Source organism: Streptomyces sp. NPDC005485, from assembly GCF_040606085.1.
Taxonomy (GTDB): Bacteria; Actinomycetota; Actinomycetes; order Streptomycetales; family Streptomycetaceae; genus Streptomyces.
Window position 1 is genome coordinate 12,885 of sequence record NZ_JBEXDZ010000103.1, and the last position, 20,727, is coordinate 33,611.

The 20,727-nt window shown below is 70.3% G+C and carries 18 protein-coding genes and 1 pseudogene; 10 read left to right on the plus strand and 9 right to left on the minus strand.

Going from position 1 to position 20,727, the window contains the following annotated elements; genetic code table 11:
• Positions 1-19: 19 nt before the first annotated feature.
• Complete coding sequence (locus ABZS97_RS29050; protein ID WP_356142222.1) at positions 20-748, minus strand: TetR/AcrR family transcriptional regulator; 729 nt, start codon at positions 746-748, stop codon at positions 20-22.
• A 319-nt stretch (positions 749-1,067) separates the two neighbouring features.
• On the opposite strand from ABZS97_RS29050, the gene ABZS97_RS29055 reads away from it, so the two are divergent.
• Positions 1,068-1,619 (plus strand): DUF2238 domain-containing protein, encoded by a 552-nt coding sequence (locus ABZS97_RS29055; RefSeq protein ID WP_356142256.1) that lies wholly within the window; start codon positions 1,068-1,070, stop codon positions 1,617-1,619.
• 100 nt (positions 1,620-1,719) lie between these two features.
• Here the strand turns inward: ABZS97_RS29055 and ABZS97_RS29060 are convergent, their stop codons facing one another.
• On the minus strand, positions 1,720-2,703 hold the full coding sequence (locus ABZS97_RS29060; protein WP_356142224.1) for an aldo/keto reductase: 984 nt from the start codon (positions 2,701-2,703) through the stop codon (positions 1,720-1,722).
• Between the two features lie 158 nt (positions 2,704-2,861).
• Between ABZS97_RS29060 and ABZS97_RS29065 the strand changes: the two genes are divergently transcribed.
• On the plus strand, positions 2,862-4,604 hold the full coding sequence (locus ABZS97_RS29065; protein ID WP_356142226.1) for a cholesterol oxidase substrate-binding domain-containing protein: 1,743 nt from the start codon (positions 2,862-2,864) through the stop codon (positions 4,602-4,604).
• Positions 4,605-4,635: 31 nt separating this feature from the next.
• On the opposite strand, the gene ABZS97_RS29070 is transcribed toward ABZS97_RS29065, so the two are convergent.
• On the minus strand, positions 4,636-5,010 hold the full coding sequence (locus ABZS97_RS29070; RefSeq protein ID WP_356142228.1) for a hypothetical protein: 375 nt from the start codon (positions 5,008-5,010) through the stop codon (positions 4,636-4,638).
• A gap of 147 nt (positions 5,011-5,157) precedes the next feature.
• On the opposite strand from ABZS97_RS29070, the gene ABZS97_RS29075 reads away from it, so the two are divergent.
• The 7 genes from ABZS97_RS29075 to ABZS97_RS29105 all read left to right on the plus strand — a co-directional run bounded on the left by ABZS97_RS29075 (position 5,158) and on the right by ABZS97_RS29105 (position 11,864).
• Complete coding sequence (locus ABZS97_RS29075) at positions 5,158-6,105, plus strand: MurR/RpiR family transcriptional regulator (protein WP_356142232.1); 948 nt, start codon at positions 5,158-5,160, stop codon at positions 6,103-6,105.
• 396 nt (positions 6,106-6,501) lie between these two features.
• A complete protein-coding gene (locus ABZS97_RS29080; protein ID WP_356142234.1) occupies positions 6,502-6,879 on the plus strand; it encodes a hypothetical protein in 378 nt (125 codons plus the stop codon).
• Positions 6,880-7,052: 173 nt separating this feature from the next.
• On the plus strand, positions 7,053-7,370 hold the full coding sequence (locus ABZS97_RS29085) for a YkvA family protein (RefSeq protein WP_356142236.1): 318 nt from the start codon (positions 7,053-7,055) through the stop codon (positions 7,368-7,370).
• An 88-nt stretch (positions 7,371-7,458) separates the two neighbouring features.
• Positions 7,459-8,826, plus strand: coding sequence for a CAP domain-containing protein (locus ABZS97_RS29090; RefSeq protein WP_356142258.1), 1,368 nt, complete (start codon positions 7,459-7,461; stop codon positions 8,824-8,826).
• Positions 8,827-9,010: 184 nt separating this feature from the next.
• The gene (locus ABZS97_RS29095; RefSeq protein ID WP_356142238.1) at positions 9,011-10,261 is read left to right on the plus strand and encodes a serine hydrolase domain-containing protein; all 1,251 of its coding nucleotides are present in this window, start codon (positions 9,011-9,013) and stop codon (positions 10,259-10,261) included.
• A gap of 164 nt (positions 10,262-10,425) precedes the next feature.
• The gene (locus tag ABZS97_RS29100; protein WP_356142240.1) at positions 10,426-11,103 is read left to right on the plus strand and encodes a nucleoside/nucleotide kinase family protein; all 678 of its coding nucleotides are present in this window, start codon (positions 10,426-10,428) and stop codon (positions 11,101-11,103) included.
• Between the two features lie 110 nt (positions 11,104-11,213).
• Positions 11,214-11,864, plus strand: a complete 651-nt coding sequence (locus tag ABZS97_RS29105; RefSeq protein WP_356142242.1) for a hypothetical protein — start codon at positions 11,214-11,216, stop codon at positions 11,862-11,864.
• Positions 11,865-11,893: 29 nt separating this feature from the next.
• Here ABZS97_RS29105 and ABZS97_RS29110 read toward each other — a convergent pair whose 3' ends face one another.
• The 6 genes from ABZS97_RS29110 to ABZS97_RS29135 form a co-directional block, all read right to left on the minus strand.
• Positions 11,894-13,729, minus strand: a complete 1,836-nt coding sequence (locus ABZS97_RS29110; RefSeq protein WP_356142260.1) for a hypothetical protein — start codon at positions 13,727-13,729, stop codon at positions 11,894-11,896.
• A gap of 70 nt (positions 13,730-13,799) precedes the next feature.
• The gene (locus ABZS97_RS29115) at positions 13,800-15,518 is read right to left on the minus strand and encodes a hypothetical protein (RefSeq protein ID WP_356142244.1); all 1,719 of its coding nucleotides are present in this window, start codon (positions 15,516-15,518) and stop codon (positions 13,800-13,802) included.
• A 2-nt stretch (positions 15,519-15,520) separates the two neighbouring features.
• Positions 15,521-16,423: a carbohydrate ABC transporter permease gene (locus ABZS97_RS29120; RefSeq protein ID WP_356142246.1), complete on the minus strand. Its 903-nt coding sequence runs from the start codon at positions 16,421-16,423 to the stop codon at positions 15,521-15,523.
• Positions 16,420-17,331, minus strand: a complete 912-nt coding sequence (locus tag ABZS97_RS29125) for a sugar ABC transporter permease (protein ID WP_356142248.1) — start codon at positions 17,329-17,331, stop codon at positions 16,420-16,422. The genes ABZS97_RS29120 and ABZS97_RS29125 overlap by 4 nt, the downstream gene beginning before the upstream one ends.
• A 122-nt stretch (positions 17,332-17,453) precedes the next feature.
• Positions 17,454-18,776 carry an extracellular solute-binding protein gene (locus ABZS97_RS29130; protein ID WP_356142250.1) on the minus strand — a complete coding sequence of 441 codons (1,323 nt, stop codon included), beginning with the start codon at positions 18,774-18,776 and terminating at the stop codon, positions 17,454-17,456.
• 275 nt (positions 18,777-19,051) lie between these two features.
• Complete coding sequence (locus tag ABZS97_RS29135; protein WP_356142252.1) at positions 19,052-20,182, minus strand: ROK family transcriptional regulator; 1,131 nt, start codon at positions 20,180-20,182, stop codon at positions 19,052-19,054.
• 318 nt (positions 20,183-20,500) lie between these two features.
• On the opposite strand from ABZS97_RS29135, the pseudogene ABZS97_RS29140 reads away from it, so the two are divergent.
• Positions 20,501-20,727 (plus strand): annotated as a pseudogene (locus tag ABZS97_RS29140) (ATPase); the annotation flags it as partial.

Below are 20,727 nucleotides of genomic sequence, written 5' to 3' on the forward strand. Positions count from 1 at the left end.
GCAGGCTCGGAGACCTGCGCTAAAGGGACTCGGCGGCGGCGCCCCCGCCGGCTTCGGTCTCCGGCCGAGGGGTGTGCTGCGCTCCGCTGATCAGGGCATGGAAGCCCCAGGTCAGGCGGGCCGGGCCGGGTCCGGAGAGCAGTTCGGTGCCGAGTCCGGCGAGGTGCGGGTGCGTCGCGGCGGAGGCCCCTCGCAACGCCGCGGCGAGCGCGTTCCATTCACGGTCGGCGTCGGCCGGGTCCTTCTCCCCCTCGGCGTGTTCGGCCGCGGTCGCGGTGGCGAACTGCAACAGCAGGTCGACTGCCCACGCCGCCCGCGCCGCCGGGACGCCGCCTTCGTCGAGGAGGGAAAGCAGCGCCTCGAGCAGGTCCAGATAGCGCTGCCCCGAGGGGCGGGCCACGAGGGCCGAGCGGGCGAGGCCGGGGTGCTCGAACAGCACGTTCGTGTAGGAGGTGAGCACCTGCACGAGCCGGTCACGCCAGTCGCCGTCCGAACGTGCCGGTGCGAGGTCGACGGCGCCGAGCAGCTCGTCGAGGACCGCCGCGTGCAGTTCGGCGGTGTTGCGTACATAGACATAGAGGGAGGCCGGTCCGGTGTCGAGTTCCTGCGCCAGGCGGCGCATGGTGACTCGGAGGAGGCCTTCGGCCCGCATGATCGCGACGGCGGTCTCGATGATGCCGTCCCTGGTCAGGGCGGGTTTTGCCGGTCGTTCACGGCGGCTGGGGCGGGGGCTTGGCTGTCCTGTCACTCCTCAAAGGTAACGAACATGTTCGTCGCGAACAAGTTTTTAACGAACATGTTCGTAAAAATGCATGGACAACCCGCCCAGCCCGCCCCTTCGAGGTGAGTAGGAGTACTCATGCCCTCGCCCCCAGCGCTCCCGCACGATGGGGCCACCCGGCCCAAGGAGCCCTGCGATGCGCGCAGTTCACCCCGCCCCGCTCACGCGTCACCTGACGTCGAAAGGGACGACGGCGCGGGACGCCCCGCGCCGGAGGCTCCCGACCGTCCTCCTCGGGGTGGTGCTCGCGGGCCTGGCCGTCTCCGCCTGGAATCCGCACGACCGGATGACCTGGCTGCTGGAGACCGTGTGGGTACTGATCGGGCTGCCCCTGGTCGTGCTGACCTGGCGGCGTTTCCCGCTGACGAACCTGCTCTGCTGCCTGCTGGCCGCGCACGCGCTGGTGCTCGCGGTGGGAGGGCATTACACGTATGCGCAGGTGCCGCTCGGCGACTGGGTGCGGGACTGGTTCGGGCTCGACCGCAATCCCTACGACCGCTTCGGTCATCTCATGCAGGGCTTCGTACCGGCCGTGCTGGTAAGGGAGTTGCTCAGCCGGACCTCACCGCTGCGGGGCAGCCGCTGGCTGGCGCCGCTGACGGTGTGCGCCTGCCTGGCCTTCAGCGCGACCTTCGAGCTCTTCGAGTGGGCCGCCGCGGTCATCGGCGGTCACGCGGCCGATGACTTCCTGGCCACGCAGGGCGACGTATGGGACACCCAGTGGGACATGTTCTGCGCCCTGATCGGCGCCACGCTCTCCGTGCTGCTGCTCAGCCGCCCGCACGACCGTCAGCTCAACGCGGCAGCCGGCGGGGCGACCCCGGCCGCACGGGATTGAGTGTCGTGCGCGGACACCGCAGGTCACAAGGCGGTGCCGAGCTCGTGCCTCGGAGCCGCCCGGGTCGCGCACAGCACGCCCGGGCTCGTCCGTCGCGCTCTTACCAGCGGCCTTCCACCTGCTCCTTGATCCGCCGGTCGTAGAGGTCCTGGATCGCGTCCAGCGTCTTCTGCGACAGCTCCGGAAGCCGGGCGGCCGCCGCGTTCGCGTGAGCCTGCTCGGGCGAACGGGCGCCCGGGATCACCGTGGTCACGCCGGGCTGCTGGACGATCCAGCGCAGCGCCAGCCCGGCCGGGGTCCAGCCGTCCTCGGCGAGTGCGGAGAACTCCGCCGCCGCCTCCACTCCCGTGGCGAAGTCGACCCCGGAGAAGGTCTCGCCCTGGTCGAAGGACTCACCGTGGCGGTTGTACGTCCGGTGGTCGTTCGCGGCGAAGACCGTGTCCTTGGTGTACTTGCCTGAGAGCAGACCGGAGGCCAGCGGAACACGGGCGATGATGCCCACGCCCGCCTCCCGGGCCGCCGGAAGGACCTCCCGCAGGGGCTTCATCCGGAACGGGTTGAGGATGATCTGCACGCTCGCCACATTCGGGCGGGCGATCGCCGTCAGCGCCTCGTCGCACGTCTCCACGCTGACGCCGTACGCCGCGATCCGCTCCTCCTCGACCAGGGTGTCCAGGGCGTCGAAGACCTCGTCGGAGGAGTACACGGGGGTCGGCGGGCAGTGCAGCTGCACCAGGTCGAGACGGTCGATGCCGAGGTTGCGGCGCGAACGGTCGTTCCAGGCGCGGAAGTTGTCGAGGACGTAGTTCTGCGGGATCTGGTCGACGCGGCGGCCCATCTTCGTCGCGACCATCACGTGCAGGTCCGGTCGCCCGCTCAGGAAGGAGGCGATCGTCTGCTCGCTGCGTCCGTCGCCGTACACGTCGGCGGTGTCGAAGAACGTCACCCCCGACTCGGCCGCCGCCTCCAGTACCGCCTTGGCGTCCTGGTCGCTGACATCACCCCAGTCGGCGCCGAGCTGCCATGTGCCGAGACCGACCACCGACGCCTGCTGACCTGACCTGCCGAATACGCGCTCGTCCATGCCGTCAGTCTTGCATCCGACGACCCGGCCCCGGGCATCGCGTCGCCCACGCGTCGCAGGCGCCACGCACCACAGGCCCCCACAACAGGTTCACTCGGACGAGTGAACCGTTTTGACAGGCCGTCCCTGCATGTCAAGCATCTGCCTAGCGTGAGCGAATGATTGACGATTCAGCCAACGAAGAGCGCGCCCCCTGGTCGCGCCGGGGGTTCATACTGACCGCGGCCTCGCTCGTCGCCGGCACGCAGCTCGTGCCGGTGGCCCGTGCGGCCGCCGCGGCCGCGCTTCCCGGGTTTCCGGAGGACGTCGACGTCTACCGTTCCGTGTACCGCAACTGGGTGGGTGAGATCAACGCCGAGGGACTGTGGGCCTGCGCGCCCGCCGACTCGGGCCAGGTCGTCGCCGTCGTCAACTGGGCCTGGAAGCAGGGCTGGACGGTGCGCGCCCGGGGCAGCTCGCACGGCTGGGCGCCGCTGACGATCCCCGAGGGGACGGCGTCCGGCGCCCCGGTGCTCCTGGTCGACACCGCCACCCACCTCACCGGCGTGTCACTGGAGTCAGCCGATCCGGCCGGTGCCGCCGTCCGCGCCGGCACCGGTGTCACGCTGGAAGCGCTGCTGGGCCACCTGGAGGACCACGGGCTCGGCCTCACCGCGGCGCCCGCGCCCGGCGACCTCACCCTCGGCGGCGCCCTCGCCATCGACGCGCACGGCACCGCGGTCCCGGCCGACGGCGAGAGCAGGCTGCCCGGGCACACGTACGGATCCCTCAGCAACCTCGTGCTGTCGATCACGGCGGTGGTGTGGGACGACGCCGACGGGGCCTACGTACTGCGCACGTACGACCGCGACGACGCGGACGGCGCGGCGCTCCTCACCCATCTGGGCCGCGCCCTGGTCACCGAGGTCGTGCTGCGGGTCGGCGCGAACACCAACCTGCGCTGCGTCAGCCGTACGGACATCCCCGCCGCCGAGCTCTTCGCGGCTCCGGGCGGTGACGGTGACGCGCGCACCTTCGCGAGCTTCCTGGACGAGGCCGGGCGCGCCGAGGCGATCTGGTTCGCCTTCACCGAGTTCCCGTGGCTCAAGGTGTGGAGCGTGGCGCCACGACGCCCGCTGACCTCGCGGCGCGTGACCTCGCCCTACAACTATCCCTTCTCCGACAACGTCCCGACCCTCGTGGCGGACCTGGCCGGGCGCATGTTGTCGGACGCCGCGTGGTACCTGGCGCCGGTGCTGGGCAACGCGCAGCTCGACGCGGCGGTCCTCGGGCTCACCGCAACCCTGTCCGCGGACATCTGGGGGCCCTCCAAGAACACGCTGCTCTACATCAAGCCGACCACGTTGCGGGTGACCGCCAACGGTTACGCCGTGCTCACCTCACGGTCCGAAGTGCAGCGTGTCGTCGCCGAGTTCACCGCCTTCTTCCGTGAACGGCTCGCCGCCTACGCCGCCACCGGACGCTACCCCGTCAACGGCCAGGTGGAGATCCGCACCACCGGGCTCGACGACCCGTCCGACGTCGCCTCGGCCGGCGCCCGCGCCCCGCTGCTCTCCGCCCTGCGGCCCCGTGCGGATCACCCCGAGTGGGACACGGCCGTCTGGCTGGACGTCCTGACTCTGCCCGGCACACCCCACGCGGAGGAGTTCTACCGGAAGTTGGAGCAGTTCCTCCTGACGACGTACGACGGCGGTCACGCACTCGCGCGCGTCGAATGGTCCAAGGGCTGGGCCTACACGAAGGAGGCCGGCTGGTCCGACCCGGAGGTCCTGGGCACCACTGTGCCCGCCTCCTTCGACGACGGCGCGGGACCGGACTGGTCCGCGGCGACCGCCGTACTGGACCGGCTGGATCCGCACCGCGTGTACGACAACGCGCTCCTGCGGCGGCTGTTCCCGTGAGCGCGCATCGGCATGCCGATGCGCGCACGGCTCACACCTTCTCTTCCAGGCGCAGCTGGACCTCGACCTCCTGATCACCCGAGTCCATGCCCATCTCGTGCACCGTGAAGCACTCGTCCAAGGCCCCACGCAGCTGCTGTACCGCGTGCGGGCTGCCCTGGACGTCGGCCGTCACAGGTCCCGACAGGTGAGCGTCCGGTGTCCCCGCGCGCTCGGCGGGGCGTGACATGTCGAACGTCCCGGCCCAAACGGTGGGACGCCGCTGTTTCGTCTCGTGCGGCTCCTCGTCGGCGGCGCGGTCCGAGGCGAACCGCCCCTTCAAGGCCTGGAAAAGGTTCCCGGCGTCCGTCGCGGAGCACTCGCTGAGCACCACCTGAACCTGCGACGCAGGCAGCTCATTGTTCATCACGGCCCGTCCTCTCCTCTGTGTACTCGCGGGTACCCCCCGAGCGCCGGGGCACTCGGGACGGGCCGTCGGCATGCCTTGCGCCGAGCACCCCGAGTGGTCGTTCACCCCCTGGTCAGCACGGACCGTGAGCTATGTTGAGTCCTCGTGGGACACGAAGGAGGCGCACCGGTGTCATCGCCGCAGCAGGCACGCGCGCAGGCGTCCGCCATCACCTCGGGCCGTTCGGCAGCCGAGGCGGGTCCTGCCCCCGCGTCCCAGCTCAGGAAGCTGTTCGACGGGCCCAGGCTCTCTCCCGGACAGCGGCGGATCGCGCAGTACCTGATCGAGAACATCACCGAGGCGGCGTTCCTCTCGATCACGGATCTCGCGGAACGCGTCGGGGTGAGCCAGCCCTCGGTGACCCGTTTCGCGTCCGCGATGGGCTTCAGCGGTTACCCCGCGCTACGGGAGAAGCTCCAGTCCATCGCGCTCAGCACCCTCGCCGGCGGCCCGGGCGCCCAGACGGAGGACCACGGCAACGAACTGCAGGCCGCGGTGGACGCCGAGATCGAGAACCTGGAGAACCTGCGGCGGGACTTCGGCGACCCGGACCAGGTCATCCGGATCGGCCGCGCGTTGTCACTGTCGGCGCCCCTGACAGTGCTGGGGCTGCGCATCTCCTGCTCGCTGGCCGAGTACTTCGCGTACGCCGCCCGCCGCATCCACCCCGATGTGCGGCTGGTGACGCGGGGCGGCAGCGTCGCCTACGACGCGATCCTCCAGTCGCGCGCAGCCGGCGGCTCGTGGCTGCTGGCCTTCTCGCTGCCCCGGCACGCCCAGGAGACGCTGACGGCGGTGCGGGTGGCGCGCAGTGCGGGGCTGAAGGTGGCTCTCGTGACCGATCTGGCGCTCGGGCCGCTGGTGGAGGAGGCGGACGCCACCTTCGTCATCGGCACCGGCTCGCGTCTCGTCTTCGACTCCTACGCCGCGCCCGTCGTCATGTCCGCGGCGCTGCTCCAGGCCATGACCGATGCCGATTCGGAGCGGACGCAGGACCGCCTCGAGGAGTACGAGCAGATCGCCGAGCAGCACCAGTTCTTCCTCAAGGACTGAGCCCGCCGCTCCCCCTCGGGCCGAGTCCGTCGCGCCGTCCCGAGAGCAACACCGCCGTCACCTGCGCGTCGCACAACGCACCCTGAGCACCCTCTTCCGCACCCCCCGTCACCATGGCATCACGGGATCATTCACCCCATTTCCCGCATGAATTTTTTCATGTCCTTGCGTATCCGGCGGTATATATAAATACTTCTCGCGGATCGTGACCCGGAGGCCTCCGGGTCATCTCCGACGGTCACCCGGGGCCTCCCGCTCCTACCCGCACAGGGCTTCGGGTGTTCGGACGGGCCGCGCAAGCGCCCGTGGTGGCGGCCCCGGCCAATCCCCTAGACCGGGGCCGCCCCCGACTCCCCCCACGACCCATACCGCCGACGTAACCCGGAAGCGATGAACATGGCGCTGACATACATACCGATCACCTCGGACTGGCCGTGCCAGGTAAAGGCCCCAGGCAGCTACGACTGGGAGCGATCGGCGGCCAGGTGGCTGCGCGAGCTGGTACCCGCCCGGTACGCCAGCTACCCCGCGCTGATCAAGCACCCCGTCCTGCTCGCCCGACACGCCCAGATCCAGGTCCAGCACGAGATACGGGTCGCCCGGACCGCTCTGCAGACCGCCCGGTCCGAGTTGCCCTCGCTCGGGGTCCCGGAGTCGGTCATCGAGCACACCATCAAGATGTACGCGGCCGAAGTGCTGCAGCTCCAGCACATCGCCCGCAGTGTCAGAGCGGTGTCGCAGGCACTCGTCGACAACAACCTCGCGCGCGCCTGACCCCCGTGGACGTCGTGTACGGCAGGGGCTGAAGGTGCAGGCCGCAGCACCCGCCGTACCGCGTAGGGCGCAAACAGCCGAACAGGGGCGCTAGGAACGGCGTCGCCGGGAACACGTAGGGGAGAAACACCCCGCGCAGCCCGAGCTGCCCGACGAGAGCCCTGGACGGACACATGGATTCCACGGCATGGACGGCCCTTCTCATCGTCGTCGCGCTCCTGGCGGCCGCCGCCCTGGGCGTGGCGATCACCCTCCTGGTCCGGCTCGTGCGTACCCGCCGCGATCTGCGCCGAGCCGGGCTCCCCTCAGGACCGAAGTGGGTCTTCTGGGGTGCCGTCCTCTATCTCGTGCTGCCCACGGATCTGCTGCCCGACCCCGTGTACCTGGACGACATCGGCGTACTGCTGCTCGCGCTGCGCTCCCTGCGCACCCCCGCCCCGCTGACCGAGGCTCCCGGCCGCGGGAACCACCGCGCGCCAGTGGAACGTTGACCGATCAGCGGCCCGTCGGGCGCGGACAGGAAGCGCCCTGTGCCCGTGCCGGAGGCCGGTGAGGACCACCACGGCGACGGGCGGCACCATGAGCGAGCTGGTTCCCGGGGGCAATGTGCCCCTGCCCGGCGGCACCCTGACCCTCAGGGTGCCGGGCCCCTTCGACGTGTCCGCGCTCATCACCGACGACGGCGGAAAGGTGCGCGGCGACGGTGACTTCGTGTTCTACAACCAGCCCACCGCGCCCGGGGCCCGGCTCGCCGGTGACACCCTCACCCTCGACCCGCCCGCCCTGCGCGCCGGAGCCAGTCGCGTCACCGTGGTGGTCAGCCCGGCCGACCCGTCGGCCCGGCTCGCCCAGCTGCCCGCGCCCACCGTGCACATCACCGGCCCCGGCGGCGGTGTCCTGGCCCGCTTCACCGCGCCTCGCCCGCAGCAGGAGACGGTACTGCTGCTCGCCGAGATATACCGGCGCGGAACGGCATGGAAGCTGCGCGCCGTGGGCCAGGGATACGCGGACGGACTGGCGGGCCTGGCCCGGGACTTCGGGGTCGACGTCACCGAGGACGCGGCCCCGCCGGCGGCCGAGCCCCCGCGCGGGTACGGGGGCGATCCCGCCCACGCGCACGGACGCAGCCTGCCGTACGCCGGTGGAGTGCCCGGCGAACAGGGCGCCCACGCTCAGGACGGTCTCCTCGCCCTGGTGAACTCCTCGCGGGCCAGGGCCGGTTCACCGCCCGTGTCCCTCGATGTCCGCCTGGCGGCCGCGGCACGCGCACACGCCACCGGCATGGCGGCGCACGGGCGCCTCGACTCCGAGAGCCCCGACGGCACGTCCCTGTACCAGCGCATCACCTCCGGCGGATACACGTATCTGACCGTCGGTGAGCATCTCGTCTCCGGCCCGCGCACCCCCGGCGAGTTCGTGGAGTACTGTCTCTCCGCCGAGCGGTCACGGCTCACCCTGCACGACCCCGCGTTCAGCCAGGCGGGTTGGGCGTACGTGAGCGACGGACGGTCCGGGGACATGTACTGGACGGCGCTGTGGGCGCAGCCCTTCACTCCCGCGGGTCTGGTGCGCGCCGCGGACGAGGTCATCGCGCTGACCAACGCCGAACGAGCGGCGGCGGGACTGGCTCCCCTGTCCGGCGACCCCCTGCTGACCACCGCCGCGCAGGCACACAGTGCGGACATGGTGGCCCTCGCCTTCTACTCCCACACCTCGCCCGACGGCCGTGAACCCTGGGACCGAGCAGCCGCGGCCGGCAGCACGCGCCGCACCATCGGGGAGAACATCGCCTGCGGGCAGCGCTCCCCCGCCGAGGTGGTGCGCGGCTGGATGAACAGCCCCGGACATCGCGCCAACATCCTCAAGCCCGACTTCACCCACCTGGGAGTCGGCCTCGCGGGCGGCGGCAAGGCGGGCACGTACTGGACGCAGCTCTTCGGCGGCTGACGACCTCGGCCTGCCCGGCGCGTGTGATCACAACGGCGGCTTTTCCCCCAACTCCCGTCTTTCTCCCGGAACAATGCAACCTGCGTGCTTGTCCGGCGCGTAGAGATGGTGTCGCCGCCGGAGAACGCGGCACGCGATGTGCGGAGGCCTCCGCACCGGTAGAGAACTTGGGGAGAAGAATCAGATGGTCTCAGCAACGGTGGGCACAGGGACTGCGCTCGGCGCGGTTCTGTTGTCCCTCCTGGCAGCCCCCGCGCACGCCGCGACCGACGCGGCACCGGGTGGCTCCGACCGCGTGACGCCGGTCGCCGCCTCGAAGTTGGCGGCGCCCGACGACGCGGGGCTGCGCAAGGTGCTGCGCACGGCGATGTCGCAGGGAGCCCCTGGCGCGATGGCGCGGATCGACGACAACGGCACCGTCCACAAAGTGGCCGAGGGCGTCGCCGACCGGGCCACCGGACGGGCGATGAACACGAACGACCGGTTCCGCGTCGGCAGCGTCAGCAAGAGTTTCTCCGCCGTGGTGCTGCTGCAACTGGTCGACGAGGGCAAGATCGACCTGGACACCTCGGTGAACACGTATCTGCCCGGGCTGCTGCCCGACGACCGGATCACCGTGCGCCATGTGCTGAGCCACCGCAGCGGCCTGTACGACTACACCGACGACATGTTCGCCCAGACGGTCCCCGGCTTCGAGTCCGTTCGCAACAAGGTCTTCACCTACCAGCAGCTGGTGGACCTCTCGCTCCAGAAGCCGCTCAACAACGCGCCGGGAGCCGCCTATTCGTACTCGAACACCAACTTCGTGGTCGTGGGCATGCTCATCGAGAAGCTCACCGGCCACTCCGTGCGCACGGAGTACCAGAACCGTATCTTCAAGCCGCTGAAGCTGACCAACACCTTCTACGTGCACCCGAAGACCCAGATTCCGGGCAGCCATGCCAACGGCTACCTCACCCCGGACGAGGCCGGTGCGCCGCTGGTGGACTCCACCGAGCAGACGGTCTCCTGGGCCCAGAGCGCGGGTGCGATCATCTCCACCACGCACGACCTGGACACCTTCTTCTCCTCGCTGATGCGCGGCAAGCTCATGTCCGCCGCCCAGCTGACGCAGATGCAGCAGTGGGTGACGGTCAACAGCACCCAGGGCTATGGCCTCGGGCTGCGCCGGCGTGACCTGTCGTGCGGCGTCTCCGTGTACGGGCACACCGGCACGGTGCAGGGCTTCTACACGTATGCCTTCACGTCGAAGGACGGCAAGCGCAGCATCACCGCGCTCGCCAACACCTCCAACAACGGCAACGTGCTCACCACCATGGCCCAGACCCTGGAATCGGCGTTCTGCGGCAAGCCGACGAGCGCCAAGGCCGCGGCACGCGTCGCTGCCCCGGTGGAGCGGCACGAGGACATCGCGCCGAACATCACCCTGAACTGACCGCGTCCGGTGCGGCCACGGGGCGCCTGCCCCGCGGCCGCACCTCATCCCGGTCCGGGAGAGTTTCAGCGCGCTCGCGGTTGCCCAGCCTCGGCGACGCGACCTTGCACCGCACCTGCGGGGAGAATGTCCCTGGCGGCGAGACTCGACGCCGCCCCGACCGAGTGCGGAGTGAGGAAGCGCGTTCCATGACCTTCGACGACCTCCTGGAACGGGCGGCTGCGCTCGTACGACCCGGCCACCGAGCGATCCTCGGGATCGCAGGCGGACCCGGGGCGGGCAAGACGACGCTCGCCGCGCATCTGGTCCGGCAGCTGAACGGCGACGGCCCGGCCTGGGTGGCGCACGTCCCGATGGACGGTTTCCACCTCGCCGACGTGGAGTTGGACAGGCTGGGCCGGCGTGATCGCAAGGGCGCGCCGGACACCTTCGACGCGGCCGGGTACGCCGCGCTGCTGCGCCGCCTGCGCGAGGAGGACGACGACGGCATCGTGTACGCGCCGGGTTTCGAGCGGGTCCTGGAGCAGCCGCTCGCGGGCGCGATTGCGGTACCGCGCACCGCGCGGCTGGTGATCACCGAGGGCAATTACCTTCTGCTGCGCGAGGGCGCCTGGGCGCGCGTCCGGGCGCAGTTGGACGAGGTGTGGTTCTGCGAGCTGGCCGAGGAGGAGCGGATCCGCCGGCTCGTCGACCGCCACGAGGAGTTCGGCAAGGACCACGACACGGCGGTGGCCTGGGCGCTGGGCACGGACCAGCGGAACGCGGACCTGGTCGCCGCGACCCGCGAACGGGCGGATCTGGTCGTGCAGACCACGGGCCTCGCCCTGCCGGCCGAAAGTTAGCCCCGCCTACCTGGGAATGTCGGCCTGCGACCGGCTTCGCCGAACGCCTGCGGCGCACGGCAGTCGGCCTGCCGGGGGCGATGTCAGTGCCGCTTGGCAGACTGGTGATCATGAGTCACAACATCTCGTACTCCACCGCGGACAAGGCCGATGTACTGGCCTACCTGGGCAGCAACGGTGCGCTCTCCGACGAGCAGTTGCGCCGCCTCGACGGCATGCGCAGGGACGCCAGGGCTCGCCAGGACGACCTCGACCGGCAGGACGTCGACTGGGGCCTGTCCATCCCCGACGCCCTCGATCACCTCATCGCCGGACACACCCGCTCGGACGCCCAGTGCGCGGGCAACGCGTACCACGCCGCGCTGCAGCACATCATCGACCACAACGCGTCCGACCCCTCCCACCTGGGCACCTATTCCAAGCCCAGCACTTTCTTCGGACTGGTGGACGACGAGATGCGACGCCTCGGTGTGCCGGCCGACCTGCTGCCGCACGGCTTCCTCTACGACGGCCCGCCCCCGGAGTTCCCCCACCTCCCGTACGCGATCGACGGCTACCCGACCATCGGCCACCTGCCGCTGGCCAGGACCAAGCCGGCCGCCGACGCCTACCGCGCCGTCCTGGACCGGATGAACCCGGACTTCCGGTACGACGTTGAAGAGCTCGCGGAGAAGCTGGAGTTCGAGCACGGCGAGTGGGAGCGCGCCACCAAGGACATCGACTGGTACACCCAGGACACGCTCTTCTTCTGGCTCACCTGACCGGACCGAAGGTCCGGGGGCGTCGCCTCTCACCCCCGCAGCGTCAGCTCCGGGTTCCCGTGCGCGTCGCCCGTCACGTCGCCGATCAGAGCGGTGAAGGCCTCCGTCCGCACGGTCAGGCCCGCACCGTCGCGCTCGAACGTGGGCGTGAAGGGATCGTCGGAGGCCTCCCCGTAGCGGACGGCGAAGACGCTCAGCCCCTCCGGGACGTCCGCAACGGGGCCCGCTTCGAGGGCCGTCGACGCGACGAGACGGCGCCAGCCCTCGTCGGGGTTGCCGTAGCCGCGCGGGTCTGCCGCCAGGGCGAAGGCCGCCTGTTCCTGGGTGGTCTCGGAGCGGGCGTCGAAGTAGTCGACGCCCTGCTCCTCGGGGTGCGTCAGCCGCAGGGCGCCCGCACAGGCCACCTCGGCGTCGGCGGTGCGGCGTACCCGGTCGCCGTCGTCGGCGGCGTACGGCATTCCGGCGAGCAGGTACGGCGTTCCGTCGAGCCGTTCCAGGGCGACCGTCACCCACAGGGTCGTACCGTCCGTGACGTACAGGGACTGGATGTGCCGCAGGACGTGGTCACGGCCGACGACCGGCTTGGTGACCAGCTTGGCGGCAAGGGTCTCGGTGCGCAGGTCGCGCACGCGTACCTCGCCCATCGGGCGGCACAGCAGGAAGCCGTCGGTGACCGGCCCGAAGCCGTGCTGGCGGTTGACTGCCGCGGGCAGGTAGTACGTGCCGCCGGCCTCGATCAGGGACGGGGTCATGTGGCTGTCGAAAGCCACCGAGGTTGTGCCCGCGCGGAGTTGGTGGCGCGCGGCCTTCGCGGACGGCACGCGGTGCCAGCCTGTCGGGTCCTGGATCTGCCAGACCAGCATCCACGCGAAGTGGCCGTCGACCCCGCCGTCCGGCTTGACCGCGTGCCGGCCCCAGCGGGTGTCGCCCCGGTAGCGGCCCAGGTCGGAGCCGATGCGGGCGCCGAAATAGCGCAGGCCGAGGACCGACTCGAAGCCGGAGTGCTGCTCGCTGTAGCGGGGGCCGCCGTTGTCGAAGCCGCCGCCGGTGAGGCGGGCGTCGATGTAGCGGGCGAGCGCGTCGCCGTCCTCGGCGAAGATCTCCTCGCCGCTGACCCGGTGGGCCTGGGCGAGGAAGGAGAGGGAGATCGGTCCGTAGTTGTTGTCGTACGCTCCCCCGTGCTCCGGGGGCAGAAGGGCGCCCCGGTCGCGCACCCGGTGGGCGCGGATCTCGTCGCAGTACAGTTCCAGCGCCCGCGCACGCACGGACTTCCCCTCGGGTTGCGGCAGATGGTGCGCCAGCATGAGCCCGCCGACCACGCATCCGATGGCCTGGTTGCCGGCTTCCTGAGGGTTGAAGAAGGTCGCCTCGGTCAGCCAGCGCCAGTAGCCGTGCGCCACCTCCACCAGTTGCGCACGCTGGTCGTCCTCGATCAGCCCGTCGGCCATGTCGAGGACGTTGACCGCCTGGAGCAGCGCCCACGCGGTGCTCGGCCAGTCGCCGATGGGGTGCGCCCCCGCCTCAAGGACGTAACGGGCGTACGGCAGGCGCGAGTTGCGGACGCGCAGGTTCGGGTAGCCGGGGTTGTCGTCCCGGTAGACCCGGTCGCGCAGGTGGAAGGCGAGGCTGCGGCGCACCGCCTCCGGCAGCCGCGGGTCGCCGATGCGCTGCCCGGCCAGGGCCAGCAGGGAGGTGATGCCGAGCGAGGTGTCCCCGATGTCGTCGACGCAGTCGGGGTGTTCGAGGTTTCCCTCCGGCGTCATCCGCCGCAGGGCCTGCCCGACGACTTCGGCGAGGACGGCGTCGTACGCCTCGGGGCTGTCGGGCAGGTCGTGGAGCGGGCCGCGCTGGTGGAGAAGGCGCACGGGAGGGGGCGGGAGGTGCACGGGGATCAGCCCTTCATGCCTGAGGTGGCCATGGCGTGGGTCGTCGGTGTCACAGGACGGGTACGGGCCGGCGGGCGCGCAGTGCGACGGTCAGTGTGCTCGGGCCGTGTCCACCGATGTACACGCGGTTTCCGGCTGTCGCATCGGTGCCGCCCACCACGGTGTAGTCCTGACCCGGGTCGTAACGCAGTACGTCGCTGCGGTCCGGTCCGACGAGCGGTTCGCCTGCCTCGACCTCGGCCTCGACCCGGATCTCGTCGTCGCCGATCCGGTAGGTCATCGGCTCGGTCGTCAGGCACCAGCGTCCGTCGCCGATCGGTACGGCGCCGTCCGGCACGCCGCCCGGGCGGAAGGTCAGTTCGAGAGCCCAGGGCACCCGTGGTCCGCTGATGTCGATCCGCAGGTCGGCACCGTCTTCCCTCAGGTCCACCTCGACGCGGGTCGTGTGCGAGACCTCGTCCCGGGGCCGGTCCGGGAAGGCCATCGCGGCTGCGAAGCGCCCCTCGTCCGCCATCCGGTAGACACCATCGTCCCGTCGCCCATCCGGCGGGAGCGGCTGGTAGTAGGCGGCCGTGAGGGTTTCGGTGAGCCGGTACCGGGTGTCGGCGAGCTGTTGCATGTCGGCGGCGCGGAACGGGCCCAGGTCGAAGAACCCCCGCGAGAGACGGACCGCGTCGAGGACGGCGTCTCCGGCGAGCAGCCGCACGAAGGTGGGATTGCAGGCGAGGCCCGAGCGGATGCGCCGGTGCTCGGGCACGTCGGAGCCGCCGTACACCACTGTGTGCGCGGTGGCCGAGGCGCGTGCGGCGAGGTGGGCGGTGGTGATGTAGCGCTCGCGCGGAAGGGTCTCCGCGGCCGGGGCGGGCAGGGTGCGGCACAGGTCCGGCGTGAGGAGGGTCTCGGCGAGCAGGTCGGGGTCGTCGATGCCGCCGGAGGCCGCCAGCCGCGCCGCCCTGCTGAAGTCACCCCGGCCGGTACGGATCGCGAGCAGCCGGTAGTGCGGCAGGTAGGGCGCCAGCGGGAACGGGTGGTTCTGGTCCTGCCGTCGCGAGTGGAGGGTCTCCACCGTGCCGTCGGGCCTGATGAGGTCCAGGGTGGTGGCGAGGTTGCGTTCGACGGCGTCCCGCAGGTCGGCGCGGCCGAGCACGTCGGCCAGCAGGAGCAGCGACGGGTTGGACACGTGGGCCGCGTAGTTGGCGCTCCGTTCCGAGTAGAGGCCCTCGGCGTCGATGTCGACGCCTTCGGAGAGCCACTCCTCGACGCGGTCGAGCAGCCGGTCGTCGGGGAACGACCGGTGCAGCCGGGCCAGCGCCGCGCACAGCTCCCAGCGGTGGTTCGGGGTGTGCACCCCACCGGTCAGGAGACTGCCGCAGGCGGCGCCGGCGATCTCGGCGAGCGCGGCCGTGACGTCGCGCAGTTCCGGCCCCGCGCCGGCGGCGAGGACGTGCGCGTCGCACACGTCGTTGACGGTGAACGCGGAGTCCGGCGGTGACTGCACGTTGTCGCCGCCGGCGAAGAGGCCGGAGGCCGTCTGCGTGGCACGCAGGGCGCGCAGGTGGGTCGTCGTGGCGGCGACGGCCCGGCTGCTGCCGTGCAGTGCCGAGTCCGGGGAACGGTAGGCCGCGATCAGGGTCTTCAACCGCCGCGCCAGACCGCGGTGCGGCACACCGGCGGGTTCCTCGTCGGGGCGGGCCGCCGGCGGGGCGGCCTGCCGGTCGGCGGCGCGGGCCACCGCGCGGACGAACTCGTGGTCGAGCGCGGTGGGCACTGTCAGTCCTTCAGTCCGGCGTTGATGTCGGCGCCCATGACGTAGCGCTGGAAGACCAGGAAGACGAGGATCAGCGGGATCATGGAGATGACCGAGGCGCCGAGCAGTACCGACCAGTTGATGTTCTGTGCGCCGACGATGCTCTGGATGCCGATCTGCACGGTGAACTTGTTCGGGTCGTTGAGCATCAGCAGCGGCCAGATGTAGTCGTTCCACCGCCACTGGAAGGACAGGATGGCGAGCGTCAGCATGATGGGCCGGGAGAGCGGCACCATGATCCGCGCGAAGATTGCCAGCTCACGCGCGCCGTCGATGCGTGCGGCTTCCACGAGTTCGTCGGGAACCGTCAGGAAGAACTGACGGAACATGAAGCATCCGGTCGCGGTGAGCACGGCCGGGAGGATGATGCCGGCGAAGGAGTTGTAGAGGCCGAGGTTGCGGACCACCAGGAACTCGGGGGCGAGCATGACCTCGGACGGCAGCATCGTGGTGGCCAGGATGCAGATGAAGAACGCCTTGAGCCATCTGTTGTCGTACTTGGCCAGCGCGTACCCGGTGCAGCAGCTGACGCCCACCGTGAGGATCGTCGTGATCACGCACACGATGGCCGTGTTGATGAAGTACTGGGAGAAGTTGGCGCTGTCCCACGCTGCCTTGAAACCCGACAGGGTGGGGTTGTGCGGAACCAGCGTCAGCGGATAGGAGAACAGGTCGCTGGACGGCTTGAGGGAGCTGAGGATGAACCACAGCACCGGAAACCCGTACAGGCACGCCATGATCCACAGCAGCGTCGTCGGGGCAATCGCCCGCCGGAACCCGCCGCCGGTCGCCCCGCGGGGCCGCTTCTTGGCGGCGGGCCGTTTGGCATCGGCGTCGAGGGGGCGCGGCATGTCTGTGGTTGTCATCGGTTCTCCACCCGTCGGTTGACGATCAGCTGGATGATCGCGACGGCCATCAGGATGAGCATGAGCACGAACGACGCGGCGCTCGCGTAGCCGATCTGGCCCCGTTTGAAGCCGGTCTCGTAGATGTACTGGACCATCAGGTTGTTCGAGGTGCCGGGTCCGCCGTTGTTGAGGGCGACGAACACCGGGTATTCCTTCATCGCGTTGATCGTGTTGAGCAGGATGACGATGAACGAGGTGGGCGCGATGCTCGGCAGCGTGATGCTGAAGAACTGGCGCCAGGGGCCGGCGCCGTCGAGCGAGGCCGCCTCGTAGTAGGACACCGGTACGTTCTTGATCGCCGCGATGAACAGCAGCATCGAGAAGCCCGTCCAGGCCCAGGACGCCGCCATCACGACCACTATCAACGACAGGTCGGCGTTCGACTGCCATGGAACGGCGCTGCCGCCGAGCTTCTCGATGACGTAGTTGACCATTCCGAAGTTCTCACCGAACATCCACCGCCACAGGACACCCACGACGATGGGCGACAGCAGCCATGGGATGAAGAAGATGACGCGCGCGACCGACCCGCCCTTGGCGTTCTTGCTCACCAGCAAGTTGGCTGCGAGCAGCGAGACCACGAAGTTCAGCGGTACGAAGAGCACGGCGTACAGCAGCGTCCGGGTCAGGGCGTCGTAGAAGGTGGAGTCCCCGAACAGGTTGTGGTAGTTGTCCAGTCCGATGTACTGGAACGCCCCCACGCCCGTGTAGTTCGTGAAGGAGTAGACGAGCCCGATCACCGCCGGCCAGACGAAGAACAGCGCGAAGAGCACGACGTTGGCCGCGATGAGGACGAGCGGCGCAAGGGTGTACTTGTTGCGTCTCCTGGGCGGGCTCGCGGACACGGCCGAGGCGCGTTTTGTCATCTTCCTGACTCCGTGCTGGTGGAATGGATTCCTGTGGGCTCACCCCATGAGCCCGGCATTGCGCGGGGGCCAGGCCGGGCGGCGGTGTCTTGATCCCGCCGCCCGGGCCTGCCGGCCTACGCTCAGCCGCCGACCTGCTGGTTGTAGCCGTCCACGATGTTCTGCAGGGCCTTGTCGGCCGACTGCTGGCCGTTGATCGCCTTGCCGAGCTCCGTCTTGGTCGGGTCCTCGGTGAGGCTCTTGCCCTTCAGCACCCAGTTGGTCTGCGCGCCGTTGAAGTAGCCGGAGATCGGGGCGTAGAGCGGGATCGACTCGTTGTACAGCTTGAACGCCGCCTGCGCCGCCTCGGACTTGAAGGGGTACTTCGGGTTCAGACCGCTCTCGACCGGCAGGAAGCCGGACGTCTCACACAGCTCCTGGTAGTGGGCCGGCTCGTACAGCCAGGACAGGAACTTCGTCGCGGCGGTGGCCGCGGCGCCGTTGTTGTTGAAGCCCACCGTCATGCCGCCGCTGTTGACATCGCTGGCCTGCACCGGCTCGGCGGGGGTCGGCACGCTCGCCCAGTCGAACTTCTTGATGCTCTCCGCGAAGGCCGGAACCTGCCACACGCCGGACCAGTAGGCGACCACGTCACCGCTCTGGAACATGGCCGACGGGTCGGCGCCGCTGGTCCACACCGACTTCGGCATGGTCTTGTCGTCGTTCCAGCCGACGAAGGTGTTCACGGCCTTCTTGGTGGCGGCGTCCACCGAGAACTTGCCGGAGGAGTCCGCGTGGACGTACTTGCCGCCGAGCTCGTACACCATGGCGCGGAGCCGGGAGGGCGACTGGTCGAACGTCAGGGAGTACTTGGCGCCGGTCTTCTCCCGGACCTTGTCCGCCGCCTTGATGAAGTCGGTCCAGGTCCAGGTCTTCTGGGGCGAGGTCGGGAAGGAGACACCGGCCTTCTTGAACAGCGTCTTGTTGATGAACATGCCGGACGCGGTGACGTCCGAGGGGATGGACAGCACCTTCCCGGACGAGTCCTTGGCGAGGAAGTTGGCGTTGATGTTGTTGCTCTTGTTGTTGGCGATGGAGCTGAGGTCGATCAGCTTCTTCGACCAGATCGGGTCCAGCGCCGGCACGGCAGCCACGTCGGGCAGGGAGTTCGCCTGCGCGGCGTTGTGCAGCTTCGTCGCGTAGCCGTCGTAGGGAATGTTGACGAGCTTGACGCTGACGCCGGCTTCCTTCTTGTACTGCGCCACCAGCTTCTTCCAGCCCGCGTCCTGCCCCGGAACCGTGGAGATCCAGAACGTCAGCGACTTGGAGTTCCCGCCGGAGTCGGATCCCGAGCCGCAGGCGGAGAGCAGCAGGGCACCTGCCGTGGCCACGGCAGCGAGGGGAACCAGGCGGCGCATGTCACCGCGGCCGAGTCGGCGAGAGCGCCGCACACCCACACTAGTCATCTTCGATCCCTTTTCGTCATGGGAGACGGAGCACGGCGCCGACCGAGGCGGCACGGGTGCATTTTGCAGGAAATTTCGCTTTCCGGGGGGCGCGGCCTCGCCCGGCCGCGTCGCTCCTTGCGGGTGGGATCCCCGGCCATGAGGGCCGTCGTCGCACGAGCACGCCCTCGTGCGGCTGCCGTACTTCGCGTACGGGCGGGACGCCAACCCAAGCCGACGTCCCGGCCGACTTAGAAAGCGCTTGTCCGGACATTGGCAGACCGAGTCGGAACCCGTCAATCCTTCGCCCCCGCGGCCTCGGTCACGGTTTGGACTCCCCGGGCGACCGCGAGCCGGGCGGCACCCACCACCGTGCCGAGATCACCGACCGTGCTGCTGACCACTTCGGTGGGCCAGCTCAGCCGGGTCAGCTCGGCCCGCACACCGGGCAGGAGCTGCGGATATGCGCCGGTACTGCCTCCCAGCACGATCAGCCCCGGGTCCAGCACGGCGGTCACGGCGGCGGCGAGCCGGCCCACGTCCGTGGCATGCCGGCCGACGACGGCGCGGGCCGTGGCCCGGCCCTCCCCGGCGAGTGCGAAGAGTCGCTCGGCGGTGCGCGGGCAGGGCCCGTCGGCGTCCGGCCAGGCCTCGGCGGTCCGGCGCAGGAGCGAGCGTGCGCCGATGTACTCCTCCAGGGCCTCGTGGCGCGGCTCACGGCCGTCGTCCCACGGGTAGGGCAGCCGGGCCAGCTCTCCGGCCGCACCGTTGGCTCCGCGCAGCACCCGGCCTCCGACCACGATGCCGAGGCCGATGCCCACACCGATCCGCAGATAGCCGAAGGTGTGGTGACCACGGGCGGCGCCCTCGTGCAGCTCGGCGAGCGCGGCGCAGTTGACGTTGTTCTCCAGGTGGACGGGAACACCCGGCGGCAGCGCGACGGCCATGGCGTCGAAGACGGGACCGGCCTTGGCCGTCGCGGGGCGCATTGCGGTGCCCTCCCGCTGCGCGGTGACGTCACCGACGGCCACGACGATGGTGCGCAGCGGTGCCGAGGCGGGCAGCGCGTCGAGGGCCTCGCGCACCACGTCGGCCGAGTCCTCCCGGGAGCCGTCGGCCTGGGCGAGCAGCGTGCCGTCCAGGGCACAGACACGCACCCGGGTGAGGGCGGGGCCGAGGTCGACGGCGAGGACCGCACCGGCGGCGGGTCCGAGACGGTATACGGCGGCGGTGCGGCCCGTGCCGCTGGAGGCGGTGCCGGAGTGGGCGGCGAGCCGGGCGCTCTCCAGCTCCGCCACGGCGGAGGACACCGTCGGTTTGGACAGGCCGGCCAGGCTCGCGAGCTGCGGCCGGGTCGCCCTGCCCGCGCCCGCCAGCACGGCGAACACCGCGCTCGCGCTCTCGGTCAGGCGGGGCGCGTTCGCCACATCGTGTTCCACAGTTCTCCCACACAGGTCGAGGGCCGCGCTCCCGGATCGATCGGCTCCGCGGGATGCGGCGATGGGATGCCCTGGCGTCGCGATTCTCCGCCCAAGGCGGCCTGGGGGGACCGCTCGGTGGACGGGTGTGCGATGCCTCTTGACACGCACCTTACTTCGTTAGTTAACTTCCTAACGAATGCCGGTACTCGCCTGCCGTGCTCCACTCAGAAGCCCGTCCCGGGGCTTCGCTAGTGCTTCAACTCCCCTGCCCTCAGGCACGGTTCGCCCACCGTCGCAGCACCATGCAACGACGAAAGAGGTTCCGTGCAGGACACTCCCCTCTCGCGCCTGCTCGTGGTGGGCATCGACGTGGGCGGCACCAAGACGCACCTGCGCGCCTTCGCGGGCGAGACCCGCGTCGCCGATCACGTCCGCCCGAGCAGCGGCTGGCGGCCGCACGACCCCGTGGCCGCCGCCGGCTGGCTGGCGGCGCTGGTCGCCGGGGCGCTGCCGGCGGGCGCACGCCCGTCCGCCGTCGCCGTGGGCGGCCA

Bases quoted from the DNA above. Each gene is read 5' to 3' on its own strand.
- ABZS97_RS29055 (WP_356142256.1), top strand. From the start codon at position 1,068: ATGACCTGGCTGCTGGAGACCGTGTGGGTACTGATCGGGCTGCCCCTG.
- ABZS97_RS29060 (WP_356142224.1), bottom strand. From the start codon at position 2,703: ATGGACGAGCGCGTATTCGGCAGGTCAGGTCAGCAGGCGTCGGTGGTC.
- ABZS97_RS29065 (WP_356142226.1), top strand. From the start codon at position 2,862: ATGATTGACGATTCAGCCAACGAAGAGCGCGCCCCCTGGTCGCGCCGG.
- ABZS97_RS29070 (WP_356142228.1), bottom strand. From the start codon at position 5,010: ATGAACAATGAGCTGCCTGCGTCGCAGGTTCAGGTGGTGCTCAGCGAG.
- ABZS97_RS29080 (WP_356142234.1), top strand. From the start codon at position 6,502: ATGGCGCTGACATACATACCGATCACCTCGGACTGGCCGTGCCAGGTA.
- ABZS97_RS29085 (WP_356142236.1), top strand. From the start codon at position 7,053: ATGGATTCCACGGCATGGACGGCCCTTCTCATCGTCGTCGCGCTCCTG.
- ABZS97_RS29090 (WP_356142258.1), top strand. From the start codon at position 7,459: ATGAGCGAGCTGGTTCCCGGGGGCAATGTGCCCCTGCCCGGCGGCACC.
- ABZS97_RS29095 (WP_356142238.1), top strand. From the start codon at position 9,011: ATGGTCTCAGCAACGGTGGGCACAGGGACTGCGCTCGGCGCGGTTCTG.
- ABZS97_RS29105 (WP_356142242.1), top strand. From the start codon at position 11,214: ATGAGTCACAACATCTCGTACTCCACCGCGGACAAGGCCGATGTACTG.
- ABZS97_RS29120 (WP_356142246.1), bottom strand. From the start codon at position 16,423: ATGACAACCACAGACATGCCGCGCCCCCTCGACGCCGATGCCAAACGG.
- ABZS97_RS29125 (WP_356142248.1), bottom strand. From the start codon at position 17,331: ATGACAAAACGCGCCTCGGCCGTGTCCGCGAGCCCGCCCAGGAGACGC.
- ABZS97_RS29130 (WP_356142250.1), bottom strand. From the start codon at position 18,776: ATGACTAGTGTGGGTGTGCGGCGCTCTCGCCGACTCGGCCGCGGTGAC.